We start from the raw sequence: 21,932 nt of genomic DNA, 5'->3' as shown, positions 1-21,932 counted from the left end.
CGCTTGCTGTCACAAAGGCGCGCACACCCTCCCAAGTTCCATTCACGCTAGTCATGCTTCACCATCGCATGACCTGTGGCCTTGCTTTACACTGAGCGCCTCAGGCCACATGTCAGCCGCAGTTATCATCAGCAGGAAATCAATATGTCTTGGTGGAGCGAGTTTCCGCAACTGAGTCGCACCCAATTAATGGCGCTGCGTCAAACCCTGGATGAAGGGTATCGAGAATTTTCACGCGAATACGGCGCTTCCATTGAAGCCTTTTTTGACCCGCTGTTGGCCTTTTTGGTGTGGTTCGAGAAGATATTGTTGGCCGCCCCATGGTGGCTGGTGATTGCTGGATTAATGGCCATTACCTTTGCCGCGGCGCGTTCGCTGAAGCTGACGCTGGGTGTGGGGGCTGCATTTTTCCTGGTCGGCTTTTTGGGAATGTGGCAAGACACCATGAGCACTTTAAGCATCATCACGGTTTGCACCCTGTTGGCGATAATTCTGGGTGTGCCGATTGGCATATGGATGTCACGCAGTAATCGGGTGCAAAGCGTAATGACGCCGGTATTGGACGTGATGCAAACCATGCCGGCGTTTGTCTACCTGATTCCAGTGGTGATGTTGCTGGGCATCGGCAAAATTCCGGGTTTAATTGCTGTGGTGATTTATGCCATTCCACCAGTGATTCGGCTAACGAATTTGGGCATTCGTTTGGTGGACAAAGACGTTCTAGAAGCCGCCGATGCGTATGGCATCAATTCGTGGCAACGGCTAGTCAAAGTGCAGTTGCCACTGGCAATGCCGAATATTATGGCCGGTGTGAATCAGACCATTATGATGGCGCTGGCCATGGTGGTGATTGCGTCGATGATCGGTGTGTCAGGCTTGGGACAGCCGGTGCTGAAGTCTATTACCAATCAGTATTTTACTTTGGGATTACTAAATGGCGGCGCGATTGTTGTGCTGGCCATTTTATTTGATCGTGTATCACAAGCGTATGCCAAGCGCTCGCAGCGCTATTTAGAGGCGCAGCAATGAGTGATACACCATTTATTGAAATTAGCGGGTTGTACAAGATTTTTGGCGAACAGCCCCAACAGCAAATGCCGCTGGTAAAGGCCGGGAAAAGCAAACAGGCATTACTGTCTGAAACTGGCCATACGCTAGGCTTGCGCGACATTAACCTGAGCGTGCAACGCGGCGAGGTGTTTGTCGTGATGGGCCTGTCAGGCTCTGGAAAATCCACCCTGATTCGCCACTTTAATCGCTTAATCGAGCCGACGTGTGGGCGTATTTGCATTGATGGTGAAGACATCATGCAGCTGGATGATGCGCAGTTGCGACATGTTCGCCAGCGAAAAATGTCGATGGTGTTTCAGCGCTTTGGGCTGCTGCCTCATTACAGTGTTATCGATAATGTTGCTTTGGGCCTTGAGGTACAAAAAATCAGCAAACAGCAGCGCCAGAGCAGTGCTCGTCTGTGGCTGGAGCGGGTTGGGCTGAGTGAATATCAAGAACACTATCCGGCGCAGTTGTCCGGTGGTCAGCAGCAGCGAGTGGGGCTTGCTCGGGCGCTGGCGACCGACGCCGATATCTTATTAATGGACGAGGCGTTTTCGGCGTTGGATCCTTTGATTCGCAGCGAAATGCAAGAACAGCTGATCGAACTGCAACGAGAGTTGCACAAAACCATCGTGTTTATCACCCACGACTTGGACGAAGCGCTGAGAATCGGTGATCGAATAGCGATTTTGCGCGATGGCGAGCTGGTGCAGGTGGGCACGCCGGCGCAGATACTGTTGCAGCCAGCGGACGATTACGTTGAAAAATTTGTGCGCGACGTTAATCGTGCGCGTGCCCTAAACGTGAGCGCGGTGATGCAGCCCGCTACACATGCGCTCAGTGCAGCGACCATCGACGAGGCGTTGGCACACATGCGCACGCACGACACTGATTACGCTTTTTATGTTAACGGTCAGGGCTATCAGGGCGTGGTTTCTCGTGCGCATTTAGCTGGGCTGGCGAATACGCAAGGCCAGTCACAGCTCACGCGTGATCACTGTGATTCTGTCGAGGCGGTGCCACCGGACGCGATCCTCGAAAGTGTGATTCCGCAAACACTGCAGCAAACATACCCGCTGGCGGTGGTTGATAATGACGGTCAGCTGATCGGCCAGCTCAGTCGCCACGATTTGGTGAGCGTGCTGGCCCGAGTGGAATAGTCATTTATGGCTGCCATTCATCGAAGGTGGCATGGCGCTGAGGGCGCACATGGCGCATGCTGACCGACTTTGCACACAGATATTGGAGCTCCGATGAACTATTTAGGAAATAACACAACATGGCGCACGCTATAACTCTGCCACCGGCGTGGCTTGCGGTCATTGGTGCGGTTGCTATGGCCAGCATGGGCGTTATGTCGAGAAATGCTGAGGTCGATGCGGCGGTCATTACTTTTTATCGCCTAGGGTTGGGCGCGTTATTTATTGGCTTGCTGCTGGCTTATCAGCGCAAATCTTGGCAACGGCCGCATGCTTTAACCCTGTTGGGCGGTGGGCTGTTGGCAGGCTTTATTGTGTTTTACGTTGAAGCGATGAATTACACCACCATGGCCAACGCCATTTTGGTGGTGTATCTGGCGCCGGTTGTGGCTGCCATTGCGGGCCACTGGTTCTGGCAGGAGCGCATCAATCGTTGGCAAAGCGGCTGCATTGGACTGGCGCTGTTCGGGTTTGCCATGGTGATGGAATTTAATCTGGCGGTGTCGGCCACCGATGCCAAAGGCCTTGGTTTTGCATCGCTGGCGATGTTGGCTTATGCCGGTTTTATGCTGGTTAATCGCCACAATCCCGATCCCATGCCCGCTGCGCAAACGGCTTTTTGGCAATTGCTCGCGGGCGCCTTGGTGATGCTGGCTTTGGCAGGGCCGGCTCACATCGTCGTGCCGATCGACAAAATTGGTTGGATGGTGGCGACCGGTTTGCTGCCTGGCTTTTTAGGCATTGTGTTGAGCGTACTGGCGTTGCAGCGATTGCCAACGGCCACCTTTGGTACGCTGGCTTACAGTGAACCTGTGGCGGTAGTGATTTTTGGCTGGTGGTTGTTTGCCGAACAGTTGAGTTGGCTACAAATGGCAGGCTGCAGCGTTATTATTGCTGCGGGTATTGCCCAGGCAGCGCTGGCGCCGAAAGTGAGTCCGACTACGGCAAGTTCGCCAGACACTTGCAGTCCATCGCCTTTGCAGTGATACTGCGGTCATGAGCACACATCATTCGAACATCATCAGTAAAGCCGAGCGTCTGCTAAAACAAGCAGTCGGTGTGTGTGCGTGTGTGTTTTTTGGTTGGTTTGGATATGGCTATTTTAGCCAGGGTCCGGGCCGCCATTAAGTTGTGAATACAACGGCAGTCCGGGCGAAACGCCTGACTGCCGCGGAAAACCCCGATTGGCAGTCAGCCGGTCGGGGTTTTTTTTTGCCGTTGCAACAGTGATCTGAGGAGGTGCTATGCAACGTGGAAACAGAGTGATTGATCCGATGCGCAGATGGCAACGGTTTGGATTGAGCTGGCGATTTTATCGCTAGTGACTTTTTGCATTTCAGCCCAATCATCATTCTGATCGCCATGGAGAACACAGTGTCAACTCAACTTAATTCAGCCCAACTTGGCCGCGCACCACACAACGACAAGCGTGCGCTTAATAGCAGCCCTATCAGCACGCCCAAGGAACTCAAGCGCCAGTTGCCGATAGACTTTCAACTGCGCCAACAAATAGAACAACAGCGCAACGATATTCGCGCGTGCATTGCAGGTGAGGATTCACGCCTATTGGTCATTACCGGGCCATGCTCGTTGCACGACCCGCAAGCGGCGCTGGATTATGGCCAGCGCCTGCAGCAGTTACAGCAAGCCTACCAAGACAAACTGCTGCTGGTTATGCGCGCTTATGTCGAAAAACCGCGCACGCAAGTGGGCTGGAAAGGCATGGCCTATGACCCGGACCTTCAGGGAAAAGGCGACATGGCCAAAGGCATTGCGCGCTCACGTTTGTTACTGCTGCAACTGGCGCGCTTGGGGCTGCCGCTGGCTACCGAGGCGCTGAACCCGCTGGTGATGCAATACCTAGATGACCTCATCAGCTGGACCGCCATTGGTGCACGGACGACGGAGTCCCAGACTCATCGCGAAATGGTCAGCCATTTATCCATGCCTGTTGGCATTAAAAACAGCACCGATGGCTCGGCAAGCAATGCCATCAATGCCATGGTGGCTGCACGACATTCGCACCATACGCTAGGCATGGACGGCAATGGCCAAATTGCCATGCTGGACACGCCTGGCAATGCCGATACGCACTTAGTCTTGCGCGGTGGTCACGGCCTCACCAATTACGATGAACAGTCGGTGGCGCAGGCGGTGGAGCAACTGCAGCGTAGCGACTGTCGTACGCGGGTACTGGTGGATTGCAGCCATGCAAATGCCAATAAGCAACACCGGCGCCAGCACGCCATTGCTGTCGATGTGGCGCATCAACATAGACGCAACCCGGGCACTATTTTGGGCATTATGTTGGAGAGCTTCTTACTGGAAGGGCGGCAGGACAACATCGAGCCACTCGCTTACGGCCAATCCATTACCGACCCTTGCATCAGCTGGGAGCAAACCGAGGCGCTGTTGCAGGCAGTTTATCAAGTGCTGGCGCCTTGATGTTCTGTGAGGAAACAAGCACTCGGGGTCATCACCATAAAAAATAGCTGGCTTGTTTGTGCAAAATATTGGCTTGAAAAGCGTGCTGGCAGGGCCTTTCGGTCAGTCCGTAACAAACATGTAACGGCAGCAAATGCTCTTCACGTGGGTGACAATAGCGCGCGTGCGGAGCCTGCTGCCAGTCCAGCAGATGCTGTCGGCGCTGTGCTTCGCTCATGTCCTTGCTGGTCATCATATGCTGCAACCAGCGCTCGAACTCGATGTTTTTATCATCCGCTAGCGTACTGTGGAAAAACGCACGCATATTATGAAAAGAAAAACCCGAGCCGATAAATAGCAACTTGTCCGGCAAGTCGCGCATGGCTTGGCCCAGTCGAATATGAAAATCCGCTGCCAGCTGAGTGTGTAGAGATACTTGAACAACGGGAACCCTTGCTTCGGGATATAGCATGATGAGCGGCACAAAGACTCCGTGATCTAATCCACGCTGCTTCTCTAAGCGCGGTTTGATACCAGCCTGCTGCAGTGCCTGTGCGATGATGTTGGCCAGCTCAGGATGCCCAGGGCATGGGTAGCGAAGCTGGTACGCTGCTTCGTCAAAACCATGATAATCATATAAGAGTGTCGGCTGTGCGGCTGCAGTGATGGCGACGCTGTCACTTTCCCAGTGGGCACTGATTACGACGATGGCATCGGGTAAGGGCAGCAGCGTTTTAATCTGCTGCAACGTCGTGCTCATTTCCCGGTGGGCCGGGTCATTTAATAGCGGTAACGGGCCGCCGCCGTGGGAAACATAGAGTACAGAATGATGCATTATGGCTCCTTAGTGAGCCCTAGGCACTCACACGTGATTGGATAGACTGGCTGCAAATGCAGGGCAATACAAAACGAGTGTGAGCCAATGGCGAGAAATCAGTTAGCTGTGTGTTGCACAACCATTGTGGCGTTGTGCACAACCCGCATGGCTGCAGGCGATGGGGCTGTCAAAGCACTGGATGCCAAAGCATTGGATGTTACAGATGCGAGGGAAAATATAACTGAGGCTTAATAAGAGCGTGTGAGCAACTGATAATATTTGCCTGAGTGGCAATGCTGTGAGGGGCCTCTAAGCCAATTTAACACCTCACGCATCTTCGTCCATCGACTCCTCTGGCACCACAATCTTTTTCGGCATCACCAAACGAAAGGCGGTGCCTTGCTCGGTCTCTTCCAAAGTGATTTCACCCTGCAGGCGTTGATTCACGATGTTATACACCAAATGCATGCCCAAGCCGGTGCCGCCGTGGCCCCGTTTGGTGGTGTAAAAAGGATCGAAGATTTTTTGCTTGGCTTCATCCGATAAGCCAATGCCGTCGTCGCGATAGCGCAGCACCACATTGCCGCGCTCTTCTGCACAGATGATTTCTATATGGCCGTCGTTACGATTTTCAAAACCGTGCAGCAATGAGTTCATTACTAGGTTGGTAATCACTTGCGAAATGGCGCCCGGTAGGGTCTGCAAGCGCAGTGTTGGGGAACAATCGATATTGATGCTGTGCTGGGTTTGTTTGAGCTTCGGCGATAAGGTTTCCATCACTTCTTTCAAATAATCGCGCAAAATAAAGTCGCGAATGTGCTCGCCGGTTTGGTCTTCTGACACTTGTTTAAAGCTTTTAATTAGGTGGGCCGCACGTTGCAGGTTTTTATCCAAAATGTTCAGACTTTCGTCCATCATTTGATTAAATTCGACAAAGTCCTGTTTGCGCATCTGACCGCTGTCAAAACGCTCACACAACAGCTTGTAGTTGTCGCTGATGTAGGAGTGAATGGTAATGCACAGCCCCAGCGGGGTATTGATCTCGTGAGCGATGCCAGCCACCATGCCGCCCAGTGAAGACAGCTTCTCTGCCTCGATCAATTTGCTTTGAGTATTATGCAGTTCGGATAGCGTATGATTCAGCTCATCAACGGTGCGCTGCAGATTTAACGTACGCTCAGCGACACGATCTTCCAATTCAGCATTGACGGTTTTCAGCTGCTGCTGCGCTAAGGTGCGCTGCTGCAACTCGTTGTTCATTTGCGCACTGAGGGAGTTAAACGCCTCAATTAGAATATCTATTTCATCGCCGGCTAGGCTTTGGCGAATGGACAGGGGCTCGTAGGTTTCGGACAGCAGGCGGTCGTTCACTTCTTCCGCCATGGAGCGCACCCGGCGGTTGATTAATCGATGCACGACTGTGCCGAGCAAACTGGCCAACAACATCATGCTGATCAATTGCGCAATGATGCTCGACACCGCGGTTTGAAAGGCGGCGTCCAACACCGCGTCGCGGTCGAAAGCGACCTCCAGTTTCCCCAGTTGGCGGCCATTGAACTCGATGTCCATTTCATAAATATGATCGCGATGAGGGCGGGTGCCGCGTTCGATATTCAGATTTAAATTGTCGGTCACGCGCACGTAAGCGATGGCATCCAGGTTCTCTATGCCTTGTACCTGTGTGCGGATTTGCACTTCGTCGTAAAACCACAAGCTAAACCCGAGGGATTCTAGGTAGCTTGAGCGAATGTCATTCATGCGCTGCTCAAAGGTCTGCAGCTGTTGCTGATAGTTCCAGAAGGCGATGGCAGCACCGACGGAAACGGCCAATGCCAGCGAGGCGGAGGCGAAGTACAGGATGATGCGCCATACCAGAGATTGCCGGCGAACGCCGTAAAACACCGATGAGTTGCTATCGGAGGCGGTATCAGCCATGACGTGCGACGCTCCAAGAAAAAGGTATGACGATAGTGTAGACGACACAGGGTATCGCGCTGGGCGAATCGCTCCGCCCACACGCCGCTGCTCGATGACCGCTCAAGCCGCGATCAACTTTGTTTAGCAGCGTAATACAGCAACGGAATGACCACCAGAGTCAATGCCGTGGCGACCAGAATACCGAACACCAAGGAAATGGCTAAGCCGCTGAAAATCGGGTCGTCGAGAATGAAAAAAGCGCCGATCATGGCGGCAACCGCCGTCAGAGCAATGGGGCGCGCACGCACGGCGCTGGCGGTCACAATGGCATTGTCCAGCGCCATGCCTTCGGCCTGCTTTTGGTCAATAAAGTCCACCAGTAAAATGGAATTGCGCACTATGATTCCGGCCAACGCAATCATGCCAATCATCGACGTGGCGGTGAACTGAGCGCCGAGCAAAGCGTGGCCCGGCATAACGCCAATCAGGGTCAGAGGAATCGGTGCCATAATGATCAAAGGCACGATGTAGGAGCGAAACTGCGCCACCACCAACAAGTAGATCAACACCATGCCAATGCCATAGGCGATGCCCATATCGCGAAAGGTCTCATAGGTGATCTGCCACTCCCCATCCCATTTGATCGCCGTACCCAGCGGCAAAGCGGGTTGCTGGATATAGTATTGCGGCCACGCTAGGCCGAGATCGACCAACTGGCTGGCGGCATCAAATAAACCGTACAAAGGACTGTCGAGCTGGCCGGCCATATCGGCGGTCACAAACACCACGGGCTGCAGATTTTTGCGATAGATGTGTTGCTCCATCATCTCGTCATGCAGCGTCACTAGATCACCCAGTGCCACCAGTTGGCCGTGTTCAGACATGACTTTCATCGCCAGCAAGGCGTCGAGATGGGTACGATTTGCAGCGCTGAACGACAAGCGAATGGGCATGGGGTATTTGCCCTCGGCGGTGCGTAAGTAGCTGACATCCAGGCCGCCCAAAGCAGTATTTATAGCTTCGGTCAGCGTGCTTTGGGCGATGCCAAGTTGCGCCGCGCGTTGGCGGTCGATGGCAATGCGTAGCTTGGGTTGCTCGTGTTCAATCCAATCGTCCACATCTACCACTCCGTGGGTATTTTCCAATACCTGCCGCAGGCGCTTGGCGTCGCTGATCTGTTGTGGGTAATGGCTGCCGTACACTTCGGCGACGATGGGAGCCATCACCGGTGGGCCGGGCGGAACTTCGACGATTTTTACGTTGGCGTTCAATGGCGTGGCTATGCGCTGCAACGCCGGTCGAACGGCTAGGGCGATGTCGTGACTTTGGCGCTGACGCAGCGACTTGTCGACCAGATTCACTTGAATATCGCCCTGATGCGGCAGACTGCGCAAATAATATTGGCGTACTAAGCCGTTAAAGTTAATCGGAGCGGCGGTGCCCGCGTAAAGTTGTACGTCTTGCACTTCCTCTACGGTGAGCAGCTCATCACTCAAGGCTTGCAGCACTCTCAGGGTTTGCTCCATCGGTGTGCCTTCAGGCATGTCCACCACCACCTGAAATTCAGATTTGTTGTCAAACGGCAGCATTTTCATCACCACCAGTTGCGTTGCGGGCAGCGCCAGTGCTGCCAATACAGCCAGTGCAATGACGGCAAACAGCGTCCGTCGCTGGTGTCTGCTGTTGATGAACGGACGCAGAATACGGTCAAAAAAAGCGTACATGCGCCCACTCATTTCCTGCGAGTGAGCGTTGTCGTGGGTTGTGTTTGTCGAGCTGCTGAATGGCGATTCTGACTGGGCTTGGCTGTGGTGCGTGAACTGGCGCTCAAACTGACGTCGAAACAACAAAAATGACAGCCAGGGCGTGATCACAAAGGCAACGATCAGTGAGATCAGCATGCCGGTCGAGGCGTTGATCGGGATCGGGCTCATGTAAGGGCCCATCAAGCCCGTAACAAACGCCATGGGCATCAGTGCGGCGATAACGGTAAAGGTGGCGAGAATGGTGGGACCGCCGACTTCGTCCACCGCCGCAGGAATAATCTCCAGCAAGCGCTGACCGCCCAAGTGCATATGCCGGTGAATGTTTTCCACCACCACGATGGCGTCGTCGACCAAAATGCCGATGGAAAAAATCAGTGCGAACAATGACACCCGGTTCAGGGTAAACCCCCAGCCCCAGGAGGCAAATAAGGTAATGGCCAAGGTAATGACAATGGCACCGCCGACAATAACGGCTTCGCGCCAGCTCATGGTGGCCAGCACCAGAATCACCACCGCCGCGGTGGCAAATAACAACTTGGCGATCAGTTGATCTGACTTGGCTTTGGCGGTTTGACCATAGTCTCGTGTAACTTCGACCTGAATCGCATCTGGGATGACGGTGCCTTGCAATTGCTGCAAGCGTTGGCGCACCGAGCGGGTAATATCGATGGCGTTAGTGCCCGGCTGCTTGGCGATCACCAGAGTAACGGCCGGTTGAGCAGCGCTGTCGCTGCGGCGAAACTGCACTTGTTGCGCAGGCTCGACAGCGCCCTGGCTGATGCTGGCGACATCGCGCAAAAACACCAGGCCGTTATGGGTTTTGCCGACAATGAGTGCGCCGACATCGTCAGTGGATTGCAAAAAATCACCGGCTTGCACGGTCAGAACTCGGTTGTTCTGCACTAAGTGTTGCAGCTGGCCGCCGACGTTGGCCGACTGCAGCGCTTGTTGTACCTGCTCAAACGCCAGGCCGTGGCCGTTCATTTTTACCGGGTCGAGAGCCACTTCGATCAGGCTGGCCTGAGCGCCGATGGTGTAAATGTCGCGGGTGCCTGCAATGCGCTTCAGTTCATGTTCTAACGTGTGTGCCACTTGGGTCAGCTGCTCGCCGCTGACGCTCATATCATCGGACCACAAGGTCAGGCTCATGATTGGCACATCGTCGATGCCCATCGGCTTTACTACCGGAGTTTGCACACCCAAATTGGGCGGGAACCAGTCGCGATGGGAATGCACCTGATTGTAGAGATCGACAATGGCTTGCTGGCGTGGCACGCCAACATCAAAGGCGACGGTTAATACCGCTTGCCCAGGCTGGCTGATGGAAAAGATATCGTCCACGCCGGGCAACTCGGACAACACTTGCTCGGCGGGCATCGCCACCAGCTGCTCAACTTCCTTAACGCTGGCGCCTGGAAAACCCACAAACACATTGGCGAAGGTCACATCGATCTGCGGCTCTTCTTCTTTCGGAGTCACCAGCAATGCAAAGGCGCCCAATAACAAGCCAATGAGAGCCAGCAGCGGGGTGATGGCAGACTGCTGAAAGCTGGCCGCAATTCGCCCTGACAGGCCAAGTTTCATGGCTGCTCTCCCTGTTTAGCCATCTGCTGATGAGCGTCCAGATAATAGCGCTCACCTTCACTCAGACCGGACACCACTTCGACCCAGGGCTGTTGTTCAATGGTCTGCACGCCGCCCAAACGCACCTGACGCAGCATCGCACCGTGTCCATCCTGCACATACAGCGAGCGTATTTCCCCTCGTGCCAACACTGCTGATTGCGGTACTAATAACGCCTGGCGCTGACCGCTGTTGATTGCCAGCTTGGCCCAGCTGCCTGGCATCAGTGACAGTGTTTCTGGTAACCGAGCACGCAAGCGAACACTGTGGTGTTGCGGATCCGCATAGGGGAACAGCGTCACCTGATTGGTGGCAATCAGGCCTTGTTGGGAGGCGATGCTGACGGAGGACAGCTGCTGTGCCAGATACTGAGGCACATCCGCCACGGCGCGCATTGGTGTGCTGGCAAAGCCCGAAATCAGTGCCTGGCCGGGTGATACCCACTCGCCAATATCAACGTGGCGCTGTTTAACAATGCCAGCGTAGGGGGCTTTGATCTCGGTGTAGCTGAGCTGTTGCTGTGCCACGATCAGCCCGGCTTTGGCAGCCGCCACGGCGGCTTCGGCACTTTTGGCCGCGGCGGTTGTACTGTCGAACTCTCCTTGCGATAACGTGCCTTGTTGCAATAGTTGGCGGTGGCGCTGCAGTAACACACGAGCGTCTTCTTGCTGGGCCATGGCCTTGGCGACATTGGCCTCAGCTTGCAGTACGCCTGCGCGCTGCTCGGTAGCGTCGAGGGTAAGCAATAGCTCGCCGGCTTGGACGCGATCGTTAACATCGACAAAGAGCTGTTTAACAGCGCCTGCGGTTTGCGCCGAAAGCGTGCTTTCGTTTACCGCCTCAATGCGCGCGTCGATCCAGGTATTGCGCTCTAGGGTCACAACCTGAGCGGTGGCGACATCCGCGGATGCGTGCAGCGCCACTAACCACAAGGCTGCCAGTGAGACGCAGCGAAAACGGCTTTGCAACATAATCACTCCTGCTGAGTAACTCTAGATAACTATTTGGGAATATAGTACTTTGGCTTTGGCTGTTTGTCAGCCTGCTATCGAAGCGATAAATATTTTCGATTGAGTGAACAGGCGCATTTGAATCAAACTATAGCCATCGACCAACAAACAGCTAACCGATTCAGTGAGGATGCACCATGGGACCAATGACGATTTTCGGCCGTGACGGCTGTGGCTACTGCCGCCGAGCTAAAGAACTGTGTGACATCAAAGAAATCCCTTACAAGTACGTCGATATCAACGTCGAAGGGATCAGCAAGGCCGATTTGGAAAAAACCGTGGGTAAGCCGGTCGAGACAGTACCGCAAATCTTTAACGGTACCCAATACGTTGGCGGCTACACCGAACTGGCAGCGTTGTTGGACGCCAATTAACCCCTGCACTTGGCAGTGTCAAAAGCACTGCCAAGGCGCTTGCCAAGCTGGTGGAAGGTGGCCCCAGTGGTTGCCTTCTGGTTTATTAAACAGACACACCTCTTCACCACGATCCACAAAGCGCATGGCCATGGCGTGTAAGAAAGTGCGCTCAGCCACGTCGCCGCCATAACGCTGGTCTCCGTCTATTGGCGCTGCCAAGCTTTTCATCGCTACCCGTAACTGATGCGTACGCCCGGTGTGAGGCTGCAGCAAAAACAGACGTCGCTGCTGCTCTGCGTCGTAGTGGCTGATAAAACGCGTGACGGCAGGATTGTCCAGGCTGCGGCTCAGCTTCCAGCTGCCATTGCGAGCTTTCACCATGTCGCCCTTGATCCAGCCCTGTTTCTTCTTTGGTTTGTGCTGGCTTTGCGCCAAATAATATTTTTCGATCTGATGCTGCTCAAACAGATGACCAAAACGGCGTGCTGCATCAGCACTGGTGCCCAGCAACAAGATGCCCGAGGTCACTTTATCCAGTCGGTGCAGGGGCCACAGCGGCTGTTGCCAGTGTTGGGAAAGGGCGGCGATGAAACCTTCGCCGTCTTCGTTGTGCATGCTGGCACCCGCCGGTTTGACGATGGCCAGCCAATCGTCTGCGGTATGTAAAACCGCAATATCACCGAGTATCAACTGGCTTGTTGCTCCATTAACTCCAGCAGGCGTTTGACCATGGCTTCGAACAGTTGTGCTTCGGCGTTGTTGGGGTCAGCGCTCAAGCTGTACATCAGGCGTTCGATTTCAGAGCGAGACATGTACTGAACCGCGACTGGCGTGGTCATCCTGTTTCCTCATGGGTATGTAGTGATTGAATAGGGTGCCGCGAAGTGATTAAAAGCGATAGCTCAACAACAGCGCGCTGGTGGTGACGTCGACGGACTGGCCGTCTTGGTCGTAGTCATCCGGGATGCGGTAGCTGGCGGTCAGATCCAGGGTGATTGCACGCCATTGCCAGCCGGTGCCGATATGCCAGCCCCAGCCGTTGTGGGTGATATGCGAGCTGTTCTGGGCGCGGGACTTTTGCCAGTGCCAGGCCGGGCCGGTGTAGAGCCGAAAGCCTGGGCTCGCCAGCCCCCAGCCCCAGAACAGCTGCGTCTCGACGCCGCGCACTAAATAATCTTGTTGGCCGTTCATGCCATAAACGAGAAAACGTGAGCCGGCGTGTTCTGACTGCGGAAACTCGGCCAACAGGGCATAGCCAGTATCGTCATGGGATGGCGCGCCGGGATCAATCGACAATTGCCAAATGCCAGCACCGACGCGAAAGTTGGTCGGTTCGGCTGTTGCCGTCAGTGACAGCAGCAACAACACGGCAAAGTAGCGCGCGGCATTCATAGTCTGGCTTCCTGAAAATAATGGTTGCAGAGGCTATCCCAGCCCTTGCAGCGGTGCAAGTGAACAAACTGCAACAGACGGTTTGCACAGCAGGCCGTACTATAGTGACGTTGCTAATGGAATTAGGAGAGCAGAGATGCGTTTATTCTGGTGGCTGTGCTGGCTGCTGCCGATGACGGCGGTGGCACTGGATGATCCGTCGCAGTTGGCCTATCCGGTGCTGGATGCAAAACAAGCCGTTGCCGATGGCAATATCGAGTTCGTCGGTATTCAGCTGCAAGATGAGTTGATCACGCCTGGGTTAACGCCAGCGCAGCGCAACGAGTTAGAGCAGCAGTACCCCATTCGCGCGCTCAATCGTCGTTGGAAAACGTTCGACAATATCGAAGAAGACAAAACCTTATTGCAGAATTACCGCGCCTACGCGCTGAAGTATAATCTGACGCTGCTGGAGCAGATGCGCTTGCATAAGCGTCGTCAGCTGCAGAAATATCGCTATTAGTTTTGGAACCGACACCATGTTACCACCGGAGTCTCGATGGAATGCCGCTTAGGCTGTGCGGCTTGCTGCATCGCCCCTTCAATTTCTGAACCGATTCCCGGTATGCCTGCTGGTAAGCCCGCCGGAGTGCCCTGTGTGCAGTTGGATGACGCCGGGTTGTGTCGTTTATTTGGTGACCCGTCGCGGCCAGCGACGTGTTTGGGCTTTCAGGCCGAAGCGGCGATATGCGGCACCAACAAACAGCAAGCGTTAGCCACGTTAATCGAGCTGGAACAGATCACCAGCTCGTTACTCGAATAAAGGCCTGCCTTACAGTTTGAAACGCTTCACCAGCGTAGCGAGATAGTTCGCCACATCAACCAAACGACCGGCAATGTCTGTGGTATGACTGGCGCTTTGAGTGGTGTTCACTGAGTGTTCGGAAATGGTTTCAATGCTGGTAGCCACTTCTTTGCCGACGGTAATTTGCTCCGACATACGCTCTAAAGTTTCCTGATTTAAACGCGCCATTTCGTCCACGTGTTTGACCATGCTGTGCAACGCTGAGGCGGCTTCGCGTACTTGCTGCATGCCGCTTTCTGATGTGCTTTGTGCTTCGGTGGTGGCGCTGACGGCTTTGCGAGCTTCGTCCTGCAATTGTACGATCATGTCTTCAATTTCCTGGGCAGATTCATGCGTACGCTGCGACAGGGTGCGCACTTCATCGGCCACTACAGCAAAGCCGCGGCCGCTTTCTCCCGCTCGGGCGGCTTCAATGGCGGCATTTAATGCCAGCAAATTGGTTTGCTCGGCAATGCCTTTGATCACACTCAGTACGTTGCCGACATTGACGCTGCGTTCATCCAGCGACGACACCACGGTGGCGGTAGTAGAGATGGCGACGTTCATTTGCTCGATGGTGGCCGACGCTTGGTCGGTTTTGGCCACGCCAGAATGCGCGATTTCGATGGCACTTTGCGAGGCTTCAGCGCTGCGCTCGGCGTTGTACTGCACGCCATGAATGGACTCGTGCAAACGCTCAATCAGGGTGTGTACCTGGTCGGTTTCCTGGCGTTGCAGATCGACCGCGTCCAACGACTGGCGCGAAGATTTATCAATTCTGTCCGCCGACGACTCCAATTCGGTTGCGGCTTTGACGACTTCGTTCAAGGATTCGGAAAAGCGGCTAATCATTTTGTTGAGCGCTAAGCCAGCCAAGCCAATTTCATCTTGGCTGTGTATTTCCACGCGGTGAGTCAGGTCGGATTCGCGCTCCATATTTTCCAGCGTGCTGTGCATTTGCTTCACCGGGCTGATGATGACGCGCCGCAACAGCAGCGATAACAGCACCAGTGCAACCACAAACAATAACGCTTGCGCCAAGCTCATAGTGAGCATATTGCGTTGAATAACCGCGTCGAGTTCATCCATGTTGTAGGTAATGCGAATGGCGCCCAATACATCACCTTGCTCGGCCTGATGACAGGCCAAACAATTCGTGCCGCGATAATCTTCTTCTGCAATGACGGGGGTGACGAAGGTAATGGTGTGGCCGTTGTCATCGTCTTTTTGGTAATAAATTTCCTCACCAGCCAGCGCTCTTCGATCGAGCTCATCTTGAGCGTATTCGTGCGGATAGCCCTTGCCATAAAGCTTATCCACTCGCTCATTACGCAACATGCGCGCTTCGGTGATGTTTTCATCGGAGAGCATTTTTTTGCGCACCATTTCGCGGTTGCCCATGGCGCCGGACACCATTAACAAGTTCATGGTGTCGAGATAATTGGAGGCGCGATCTTTGAGTTGGCTATGCACCATGTCGCGGCTGAGTTCGCGTTCTGCGTCTATGGCGATGTTGACGACTACGACCAGCACTAATAAGAAAATAATGCTAAGGGCGAGATACACTTTGCCTTGTATAGAGAGTGCCTGGCGGGCCATGCTGAACGTCCACTCCTGATGCTGGTTAGAGCTTAGAACACCGACTCATATCATGCAGAAGCAGCCATCGGTGGAATGAGCCAGTCTAAGTGCTATCGGCACAGAAAGTGATAAGTTGAATCAATTTTAGGAGCAATAATGCATAAGTTAGTGTTCTACGTGCCGCAAGACGATGCTGAGGAAGTGAAGCAAGCGGTGTTTGCTGTCGGTGCTGGCAAGCTGGGCAATTACGCCGAATGTTGCTGGCAAACTCTGGGACAAGGGCAGTTTCGCCCGCTCAACGGCGCCAATCCGGCCATTGGCGAGGTCGGTGCTCTCGAGCAGGTGATAGAGCTGCGGGTGGAAATGCTGTGCCCAGACGATTTGCTGAACGCTGCGTTGGCGGCGCTAAAAAGTGCCCATCCTTACGAAGAGCCTGCTTATGAGGCCTGGCCGGTTATAACTTGAGTGCTTGGCGCGGCAAAATATCGAACACGTGGGTGGCCGAATCCGATGATGAGTGCTCGTTGCCAGCGAAGTAGCGCTCAAGTGTTTGGCCAACAGTCGGAAATGCCAGCTGTTGCCAAGGTATTTCTTGCGGTTCGAAGAGCGCGACTTCCAAACTTTCTTCGCCGGCGCTGAAGCGCCCGTCGGTCATTTGCGCCAAAAAGAAGAGGTGCACCTGATCAATGTGCGGCACCGTAATCATGCTGAACAGTGGCCCTAAGCTCACTTCAGCGCAGGCCTCTTCCCAGGTTTCTCGAATGGCGGCCTGTTCCGTACTCTCGCCGTTTTCCATAAATCCGGCAGGCAGGGTCCAATAGCCACGGCGGGGTTCTATCGCTCGCCGGCACAGCAGCACCTTGCCTTGCCACACGGGAATGGTGCCCGCGACAATTTTGGGATTCTGGTAGAACACCGTATCGCATTGCGAGCAGACGAAGCGCTCACGGTTGTCGCCATCGGGAATGGCCTTGCTGATGGGGGCAGCGCAGTCACTGCAATACTTCATACCGCAACTCCAATAACGTCGAATCCCATCCATGGCTGGGATGCAAACGTCGATAGTAGCGGCAGGAATTCATTCATGGCAACAACCATGGCTACTACGGGCGCCGCCCGCAGCTTATTGGTGTGATGCCATGACTGATGCGCACCCAAATGTGCGGCGGTATGAAGCCGCAGTGACGTCGCGGTACCAGGGGATGCTTGGCTCGATACAGAGCTGGCTTATTCTTCTAGGGCTTCTGCCACGGCCAGCGCCGGTTTGCGGCTTTGTAAGCAGGTCACGCTGGCTTTGCTTTCTTGCGCCGGCTCATAGCGCCCGAGCAAACTGTCGTGCAAGTCGGCCAGTTGATCGTGCATCATACTGGACAGCTTTAAACAGGCAGCCATCGGTGTTTTACAGCGTTCACGCTCCATATCGATACGAAATTGAAGGCCCTGAAGCCTTGGTTTCAGGCGCTGTGGCGATTGATCTATAAGCTGCTGAACCATGTGTTGACGCAGAGCTTCCAATGCTTCGGGTTGCTGCTCTGCCAAGCGGTGCAGCTCATCCGGGTCGGGCAATTCAGTCAGCTCACCGGGTGGGGTTGGGCTGGCTATGGTCATGTTCATGTCCGTTCAATGAATATGGGATAAGAGTACGAAAAATGTATTAGCTCGGCACGAGCCACCACCGGCTTGCTGGCTGTCTTTTGTCCCTGTGTCGCTAAAGTCCGGCATCACCATTGCTGGTGAGCTCTGAGGAAAGTCAGTACACTGGCGCCTATGAATGCAGCGCTCACGCCCTATTTGCAACAACGCTGGCAACAGCAAGCACGACGCACGGTCCACCAGACTGAACTGGCTCCCGCCGCTGTGCTGGTGGCGGTAACTGATGAGGCAAATCCCCGCCTATTGCTGACGCAACGCTCCAGCCAACTGTCGTCGCACAGCGGTGAAGTGGCGTTTCCCGGTGGCAAACAAGACCCAGAAGACATCGATCTGGTGGCGACCGCACTGCGAGAAGCACACGAAGAAGTGGCGTTGCCCGCCGATCAGGTGAATGTCATCGGTGAGCTGAGCCAAGTGGTTTCACGTTTTGGTTACCTAGTAACGCCCGTACTGGCGGTGATTCCACCGGATTTGCACTACACCCCCAATCCCGGTGAGTTGGATGCGGTATTTCTGCCGCCCCTGCAACTGTTTCGCCAACCCCCCAGCCGTTATTTTGAGCGCGGTCGTGTGCGCATTCCCAGTTACGACTATGAGTCGTTCCACATCTGGGGGCTGACTGCGATGATGATCACCGAGTTTATGAATCACTACTGGGATTGCCAGATTGACTATCGCATTGGCTGAGCGAGGAAAATTCGTATGTTTTATCAGTTAGGTGAGCGCCGCCCACAGGTTGGTGGCGATGTGTTTGTTGCCGATGACGCCAAGGTCATTGGTAGTGTGGATCTGCAGGACCGTAGCAGCGTGTGGTTTGGTGCTGTGCTGCGCGGTGATAATGACCAGATCACCGTAGGCGAAGCCAGCAATGTTCAAGATGGCGCTGTGTTGCACACTGACGCCGGAATTCCACTGACTCTGGGGCAAGGGGTAACGGTGGGGCATCAAGCCATGTTGCACGGCTGTCAGGTGGGCGATTTTTCGTTGATTGGCATTCACGCGGTGGTGTTGAACAAGGCGCAGATTGGCCGCCATTGCATCATTGGCGCCCACGCGCTGGTGCCAGAAGGTATGGTGATTCCCGACGGCTCGTTGGTGGTTGGGGCACCTGCGCAGATTAAGCGCTCGCTCAGTGATCCGCAAAAGCAACTACTGGAGGCCAGTGCCGCCCACTATGTTGCCAATGCCAAACGTTATCGCCAGCAATTAACCGTGATTGAATTATGAGCCGTATATCTTCGCCTTGCGTCAGTATTTGCGCACTGGATGAGCAAGACATGTGTTTGGGCTGCTATCGCACCGCAACAGAGATTACTTACTGGGGGCGCTACAACGATGATGAAAAGCGCCAGGTGCTGGAGCGCGTTGCCGAGCGTGAGCGACGCTCATTTAATTTTACCGCCACGCTGACCGCCAACCCGACCACTAATAAGGAACCGTCATGACTCAGTCTCCGTTTGCTGATGCGCCGCGCATTGGTACGCCGTTTTCCAACACCGCCACTCGCGTCATGCTGTGTGGCGCCGGTGAATTGGGCCGCGAGGTAGTGATCGAGCTGAAACGCTTGGGCTGTGAAGTGATTGCCGTTGACCGCTATGCCAATGCACCGGCCATGCAAGTCGCCGATCGTAGCCACGTCATCGATATGCTGGATGGTGCAGCCTTGCGTGCCATTGTGGAGCAAGAGCAGCCGGCGCTGATCGTGCCGGAAATTGAAGCCATCGCCACCGATGAACTGGTCGCACTGGAGCAGGCGGGTCACTGCGTGGTGCCGACCGCACGGGCCACACAGCTCACCATGAATCGTGAAGGCATTCGCCGTTTGGCGGCCGAGCAGTTGCAATTGCCGACCTCGGCGTATCGTTTTGCCAGCGATTGGGCCGAGTGCCAGGCGGCGGTCGATGCCATTGGTTTTCCTTGCGTGATTAAGCCGGTGATGAGCTCGTCGGGCAAAGGCCAAAGTCTGGTGCGCAGCAGCGCTGAGTTGGCCGCAGCTTGGCAGTACGCACAAGAGGGCGGGCGGGCCGGTGGTGGCCGAATCATCGTAGAAGGTTTTGTCGACTTCGATTTTGAAATCACCTTGCTGACGGTTCGCAGTATCGATGCGCACGGCGCGGTGGAAACGCAGTTCTGTGCGCCCATCGGCCATCGCCAGGAAGGTGGCGATTATCAGGAATCCTGGCAGCCTCAAGCCATGTCTGCCACGGCGTTGCAGCAAGCACAAAACGTGGCATCCAAAGTGACCGAGGCGCTCGGTGGTTTGGGGGTGTTTGGCGTAGAGCTGTTTATCAAAGGCGATGAGGTGATTTTCAGTGAAGTATCACCGCGCCCGCATGACACCGGCATGGTGACTTTAATCTCGCAGAATTTATCTGAGTTTGCCTTACACGCCAGAGCCATTCTGGGCCTGCCCATCCCGCGCATTGAGCTGCTGGCGGCGAGTGCCTCGGCGGTCCTGCTGCCCAATGGCGATACGGATTGCATGGCATTTGCAGGTTTGCGCGCCGCCTTGGCGCAGCCCGATACCGACTTGCGCTTGTTTGCCAAGCCAGAGATTCGTGGCCAACGGCGCATGGGTGTTGCTTTGGCCAAGGGCAAGGACGTCGCGCAGGCGCGAGAAAAAGCCGCTGCCGTCATTGCGGCTATATCGGTGGAAAATTCCAATCTTCCGGACTGCTGAGTAAATGCACCACCGACTGGTTGCGGCCGCTATTTTTCGCTTTGTAAAGCGCATGATCGGCGGCTTGCACCCAGTCCGTTGCACTGTGTGATTGCAGCCAGCTGCCGGGGTTAGGAATCCAGGCGATGCCCGCCGACACCGTGAGTTTGTCGCTGGTGTCGGAAAAGCCGTGGTCAATGTGCAAGTTGGCAATGGCCTGTTGCAGTCGTTTGCGCAGCTGCTCCAAATCGTCCTGATGGCGCAAGTAAGTGATTAAAATAAATTCCTCGCCGCCATAGCGCGCGGCTAACTCATCTGCGCGTCGCACACAGCTGGCCAGCGCCAATGCTACCAAGCGCAGTGCTTCGTCACCGGCAATATGGCCGTAGTGGTCATTAAAGCGCTTAAAAAAGTCGATATCACACAGCACCAGCGCCATGCCATCTGAGTGGCGGTGCAACCGTTGCCAAGTGTTGACCAGCGCCTCTTCGAAACTGCGACGATTATGAATGCCGGTGAGGCGGTCGGTATTGGACATTTCCAGCAATTGGTTCTTTTGCCGATTAATCTCTTTCACTACAGCATTGTATGAATTTTTTAATTCGATCAGCTCGCGAATATGAAACGGGTCGCTAAAGCGAATGGGCGAAAACTCCCCCTTGCTGCGATTGTCGCGCAGGTGCTGCGTGGCATGAACAATGGGGTTAATAATGGCTTTTAGAAACACGTAAAACAGCACGCTTGGCAAAATAGCAATGACAATAAACGAGGCAAACACCGCCGGTTTTAATAACGGCGGCAGCGACTGGGCATGGTTAAAGGTCAGCATGATTGACGCGCGCCCTGTGGCATCTTGCAGGCAGCGCTGATGGATGGTTCGCGCGGCGCGAATGTGTTCATAAATCGGCGCGCAGCTGGTTGGCGGATTGGCATTGGCCTGAATACGAATGTGGTCGCTGTGGCTGAGGGTGCCCCAGTAGGTATCTGCAATGGTGCGCGCTAGCAACAGATAGCCGCGGGTATCGCCGCTGCCGTCGGAGCGAGAGACGGGGGCCACGGCGAGCAAATAGTTGTGGCCATCAATGTGCTGATAGCTCGCCGGCTGAGCAATAAATTGATAGTTTTGGCCACGGATTTGTTGCGTTAGCCACTGCTCCAGTGACGGCAGCGAACGCTGCAGATTGCCCGAACTGATGAAATGTCGCAGTGATATGCGCAGTTCACCGCTTGCCGTCGCCAATATGGCGTGCTGAACATTGAGGTTTAAAAAGGTGTCGGCGACAAAGTTGGTGCGCATGTACGGCACTGAAGGATTCAAGCCGTCGTTGCGGCCAAGAAAGTCGTAGGTATCGTCCCATTCGGCGTAGTCGGTGGCGAATGCCAGTAGGTGATTGGCTTGTTGCTCCAGTTGGCGGGCAATGCCGGCAATTTCATGGTGTTGATGCGTGCGGACGATCTCCAGCTCTTGCGGATAGAACCACCATGCCCGCACGGCCAGCAGGCCGAAGAACAGCAGTACCAAATACAGCAGTGTCGCCAACAGCGACATCTTGCGGATTGTGATCATTCCGACATGGGCCCTAAGTCACCTTGCCTATATTGTAGCCACTGCCGCTCAGGGTAGGTTTGATCTGAGTTCGAGGTGGCCATATGGCGGTC

General features: G+C 54.7%; 23 protein-coding genes. 12 read left to right on the top strand and 11 right to left on the bottom strand.

Translation table 11 applies throughout. From position 1 onward, the window contains the following. Positions 1 to 144: 144 nt before the first annotated feature. From CHH28_RS16020 to CHH28_RS16005, 4 genes are all read left to right on the top strand, one after another. A complete protein-coding gene (locus tag CHH28_RS16020; protein WP_094061263.1) occupies positions 145 to 1,029 on the top strand; it encodes an ABC transporter permease in 885 nt (294 codons plus the stop codon). Next, positions 1,026 to 2,213, top strand: a complete 1,188-nt coding sequence (locus tag CHH28_RS16015) for a quaternary amine ABC transporter ATP-binding protein (protein ID WP_094061262.1) — start codon at positions 1,026 to 1,028, stop codon at positions 2,211 to 2,213. Before CHH28_RS16020 ends, CHH28_RS16015 begins: the two co-directional genes overlap by 4 nt. 119 nt (positions 2,214 to 2,332) lie before the next feature. Next, on the top strand, positions 2,333 to 3,238 hold the full coding sequence (locus CHH28_RS16010; protein WP_094061261.1) for a DMT family transporter: 906 nt from the start codon (positions 2,333 to 2,335) through the stop codon (positions 3,236 to 3,238). A gap of 388 nt (positions 3,239 to 3,626) precedes the next feature. Beyond that, entirely contained in the window at positions 3,627 to 4,697 is a 1,071-nt protein-coding gene (locus tag CHH28_RS16005) for a 3-deoxy-7-phosphoheptulonate synthase (protein WP_233243635.1), read from the top strand. A 31-nt stretch (positions 4,698 to 4,728) separates the two neighbouring features. On the opposite strand, the gene CHH28_RS16000 is transcribed toward CHH28_RS16005, so the two are convergent. The 4 genes from CHH28_RS16000 to CHH28_RS15985 form a co-directional block, all read right to left on the bottom strand. Further along, entirely contained in the window at positions 4,729 to 5,511 is a 783-nt protein-coding gene (locus CHH28_RS16000) for a DODA-type extradiol aromatic ring-opening family dioxygenase (protein ID WP_199243927.1), read from the bottom strand. A 309-nt stretch (positions 5,512 to 5,820) separates the two neighbouring features. After that, positions 5,821 to 7,428: an ATP-binding protein gene (locus tag CHH28_RS15995; protein WP_094061259.1), complete on the bottom strand. Its 1,608-nt coding sequence runs from the start codon at positions 7,426 to 7,428 to the stop codon at positions 5,821 to 5,823. Positions 7,429 to 7,541: 113 nt separating this feature from the next. Beyond that, entirely contained in the window at positions 7,542 to 10,760 is a 3,219-nt protein-coding gene (locus CHH28_RS15990; protein WP_094061258.1) for an efflux RND transporter permease subunit, read from the bottom strand. Beyond that, positions 10,757 to 11,770, bottom strand: a complete 1,014-nt coding sequence (locus CHH28_RS15985; RefSeq protein WP_094061257.1) for an efflux RND transporter periplasmic adaptor subunit — start codon at positions 11,768 to 11,770, stop codon at positions 10,757 to 10,759. Before CHH28_RS15985 ends, CHH28_RS15990 begins: the two co-directional genes overlap by 4 nt. Before the next feature lie 176 nt (positions 11,771 to 11,946). Between CHH28_RS15985 and CHH28_RS15980 the strand changes: the two genes are divergently transcribed. Further along, positions 11,947 to 12,183: a GrxA family glutaredoxin gene (locus CHH28_RS15980; RefSeq protein ID WP_094061256.1), complete on the top strand. Its 237-nt coding sequence runs from the start codon at positions 11,947 to 11,949 to the stop codon at positions 12,181 to 12,183. A gap of 18 nt (positions 12,184 to 12,201) precedes the next feature. Here the strand turns inward: CHH28_RS15980 and CHH28_RS15975 are convergent, their stop codons facing one another. From CHH28_RS15975 to CHH28_RS15965, 3 genes are read right to left on the bottom strand one after another with little or no spacing between them, the layout of a single operon-like run. Then, the gene (locus tag CHH28_RS15975) at positions 12,202 to 12,855 is read right to left on the bottom strand and encodes a pseudouridine synthase (RefSeq protein WP_199243926.1); all 654 of its coding nucleotides are present in this window, start codon (positions 12,853 to 12,855) and stop codon (positions 12,202 to 12,204) included. Then, entirely contained in the window at positions 12,852 to 13,004 is a 153-nt protein-coding gene (locus CHH28_RS15970) for a cell developmental protein SirA (protein WP_094061255.1), read from the bottom strand. The genes CHH28_RS15975 and CHH28_RS15970 overlap by 4 nt, the downstream gene beginning before the upstream one ends. A gap of 49 nt (positions 13,005 to 13,053) precedes the next feature. Further along, a complete protein-coding gene (locus CHH28_RS15965) occupies positions 13,054 to 13,557 on the bottom strand; it encodes a hypothetical protein (protein WP_094061254.1) in 504 nt (167 codons plus the stop codon). 136 nt (positions 13,558 to 13,693) lie between these two features. On the opposite strand from CHH28_RS15965, the gene CHH28_RS15960 reads away from it, so the two are divergent. Continuing rightward, positions 13,694 to 14,059, top strand: a complete 366-nt coding sequence (locus CHH28_RS15960; RefSeq protein WP_094061253.1) for a hypothetical protein — start codon at positions 13,694 to 13,696, stop codon at positions 14,057 to 14,059. A gap of 36 nt (positions 14,060 to 14,095) precedes the next feature. Further along, positions 14,096 to 14,359: a YkgJ family cysteine cluster protein gene (locus CHH28_RS19955; RefSeq protein WP_157729953.1), complete on the top strand. Its 264-nt coding sequence runs from the start codon at positions 14,096 to 14,098 to the stop codon at positions 14,357 to 14,359. Positions 14,360 to 14,368: 9 nt separating this feature from the next. Here the strand turns inward: CHH28_RS19955 and CHH28_RS15955 are convergent, their stop codons facing one another. Further along, on the bottom strand, positions 14,369 to 15,979 hold the full coding sequence (locus tag CHH28_RS15955) for a methyl-accepting chemotaxis protein (protein WP_094061252.1): 1,611 nt from the start codon (positions 15,977 to 15,979) through the stop codon (positions 14,369 to 14,371). Between the two features lie 138 nt (positions 15,980 to 16,117). Between CHH28_RS15955 and CHH28_RS15950 the strand changes: the two genes are divergently transcribed. Then, positions 16,118 to 16,426 (top strand): NGG1p interacting factor NIF3, encoded by a 309-nt coding sequence (locus CHH28_RS15950; RefSeq protein ID WP_094061251.1) that lies wholly within the window; start codon positions 16,118 to 16,120, stop codon positions 16,424 to 16,426. Here the strand turns inward: CHH28_RS15950 and CHH28_RS15945 are convergent. Continuing rightward, positions 16,416 to 16,970, bottom strand: a complete 555-nt coding sequence (locus CHH28_RS15945; RefSeq protein WP_094061250.1) for an NUDIX hydrolase — start codon at positions 16,968 to 16,970, stop codon at positions 16,416 to 16,418. The genes CHH28_RS15950 and CHH28_RS15945 overlap by 11 nt on opposite strands. A gap of 218 nt (positions 16,971 to 17,188) precedes the next feature. Beyond that, the gene (locus CHH28_RS15940; RefSeq protein ID WP_157729952.1) at positions 17,189 to 17,569 is read right to left on the bottom strand and encodes a DUF3135 domain-containing protein; all 381 of its coding nucleotides are present in this window, start codon (positions 17,567 to 17,569) and stop codon (positions 17,189 to 17,191) included. Positions 17,570 to 17,728: 159 nt separating this feature from the next. On the opposite strand from CHH28_RS15940, the gene CHH28_RS15935 reads away from it, so the two are divergent. Genes CHH28_RS15935 through purT form a run of 4 tightly spaced genes read left to right on the top strand, consistent with a single transcriptional unit; the run spans position 17,729 to position 20,294 of the window. After that, positions 17,729 to 18,301, top strand: a complete 573-nt coding sequence (locus CHH28_RS15935) for a CoA pyrophosphatase (RefSeq protein WP_094061248.1) — start codon at positions 17,729 to 17,731, stop codon at positions 18,299 to 18,301. A gap of 15 nt (positions 18,302 to 18,316) precedes the next feature. Continuing rightward, on the top strand, positions 18,317 to 18,841 hold the full coding sequence (locus CHH28_RS15930; RefSeq protein WP_094061247.1) for a gamma carbonic anhydrase family protein: 525 nt from the start codon (positions 18,317 to 18,319) through the stop codon (positions 18,839 to 18,841). After that, complete coding sequence (locus CHH28_RS15925) at positions 18,838 to 19,059, top strand: DUF1289 domain-containing protein (RefSeq protein WP_094061246.1); 222 nt, start codon at positions 18,838 to 18,840, stop codon at positions 19,057 to 19,059. Before CHH28_RS15930 ends, CHH28_RS15925 begins: the two co-directional genes overlap by 4 nt. Next, positions 19,056 to 20,294 (top strand): formate-dependent phosphoribosylglycinamide formyltransferase, encoded by a 1,239-nt coding sequence (purT, locus tag CHH28_RS15920; RefSeq protein WP_094061245.1) that lies wholly within the window; start codon positions 19,056 to 19,058, stop codon positions 20,292 to 20,294. The genes CHH28_RS15925 and purT overlap by 4 nt, the downstream gene beginning before the upstream one ends. On the opposite strand, the gene CHH28_RS15915 is transcribed toward purT, so the two are convergent. Further along, positions 20,257 to 21,840 (bottom strand): diguanylate cyclase domain-containing protein, encoded by a 1,584-nt coding sequence (locus CHH28_RS15915; protein ID WP_094061244.1) that lies wholly within the window; start codon positions 21,838 to 21,840, stop codon positions 20,257 to 20,259. The genes purT and CHH28_RS15915 overlap by 38 nt on opposite strands. Between the last annotated feature and the right edge of the window lie 92 nt (positions 21,841 to 21,932).

This window comes from Bacterioplanes sanyensis (genome assembly GCF_002237535.1).
Taxonomy (GTDB): Bacteria; Pseudomonadota; Gammaproteobacteria; order Pseudomonadales; family Oceanobacteraceae; genus Bacterioplanes; species Bacterioplanes sanyensis_A.
The sequence above is the reverse complement of the archived record's forward strand: the minus strand, read 5'-3'. Positions and strand labels throughout refer to the sequence as shown.

Coding starts and splice junctions, on each gene's coding strand:
- CHH28_RS15995 (WP_094061259.1), bottom strand. CDS start 7,428: ATGGCTGATACCGCCTCCGATAGCAACTCATCGGTGTTTTACGGCGTT.
- CHH28_RS15940 (WP_157729952.1), bottom strand. CDS start 17,569: ATGACCATAGCCAGCCCAACCCCACCCGGTGAGCTGACTGAATTGCCC.
- CHH28_RS15930 (WP_094061247.1), top strand. CDS start 18,317: ATGTTTTATCAGTTAGGTGAGCGCCGCCCACAGGTTGGTGGCGATGTG.
- CHH28_RS15955 (WP_094061252.1), bottom strand. CDS start 15,979: ATGGCCCGCCAGGCACTCTCTATACAAGGCAAAGTGTATCTCGCCCTT.
- CHH28_RS15950 (WP_094061251.1), top strand. CDS start 16,118: ATGCATAAGTTAGTGTTCTACGTGCCGCAAGACGATGCTGAGGAAGTG.
- CHH28_RS15985 (WP_094061257.1), bottom strand. CDS start 11,770: ATGTTGCAAAGCCGTTTTCGCTGCGTCTCACTGGCAGCCTTGTGGTTA.
- CHH28_RS16010 (WP_094061261.1), top strand. CDS start 2,333: ATGGCGCACGCTATAACTCTGCCACCGGCGTGGCTTGCGGTCATTGGT.
- CHH28_RS15925 (WP_094061246.1), top strand. CDS start 18,838: ATGAGCCGTATATCTTCGCCTTGCGTCAGTATTTGCGCACTGGATGAG.
- purT (WP_094061245.1), top strand. CDS start 19,056: ATGACTCAGTCTCCGTTTGCTGATGCGCCGCGCATTGGTACGCCGTTT.
- CHH28_RS15960 (WP_094061253.1), top strand. CDS start 13,694: ATGCGTTTATTCTGGTGGCTGTGCTGGCTGCTGCCGATGACGGCGGTG.
- CHH28_RS15990 (WP_094061258.1), bottom strand. CDS start 10,760: ATGAAACTTGGCCTGTCAGGGCGAATTGCGGCCAGCTTTCAGCAGTCT.
- CHH28_RS15980 (WP_094061256.1), top strand. CDS start 11,947: ATGGGACCAATGACGATTTTCGGCCGTGACGGCTGTGGCTACTGCCGC.
- CHH28_RS16000 (WP_199243927.1), bottom strand. CDS start 5,511: ATGCATCATTCTGTACTCTATGTTTCCCACGGCGGCGGCCCGTTACCG.
- CHH28_RS19955 (WP_157729953.1), top strand. CDS start 14,096: ATGGAATGCCGCTTAGGCTGTGCGGCTTGCTGCATCGCCCCTTCAATT.
- CHH28_RS16020 (WP_094061263.1), top strand. CDS start 145: ATGTCTTGGTGGAGCGAGTTTCCGCAACTGAGTCGCACCCAATTAATG.
- CHH28_RS16015 (WP_094061262.1), top strand. CDS start 1,026: ATGAGTGATACACCATTTATTGAAATTAGCGGGTTGTACAAGATTTTT.
- CHH28_RS15965 (WP_094061254.1), bottom strand. CDS start 13,557: ATGAATGCCGCGCGCTACTTTGCCGTGTTGTTGCTGCTGTCACTGACG.
- CHH28_RS15915 (WP_094061244.1), bottom strand. CDS start 21,840: ATGATCACAATCCGCAAGATGTCGCTGTTGGCGACACTGCTGTATTTG.
- CHH28_RS15945 (WP_094061250.1), bottom strand. CDS start 16,970: ATGAAGTATTGCAGTGACTGCGCTGCCCCCATCAGCAAGGCCATTCCC.
- CHH28_RS15970 (WP_094061255.1), bottom strand. CDS start 13,004: ATGACCACGCCAGTCGCGGTTCAGTACATGTCTCGCTCTGAAATCGAA.
- CHH28_RS15935 (WP_094061248.1), top strand. CDS start 17,729: ATGAATGCAGCGCTCACGCCCTATTTGCAACAACGCTGGCAACAGCAA.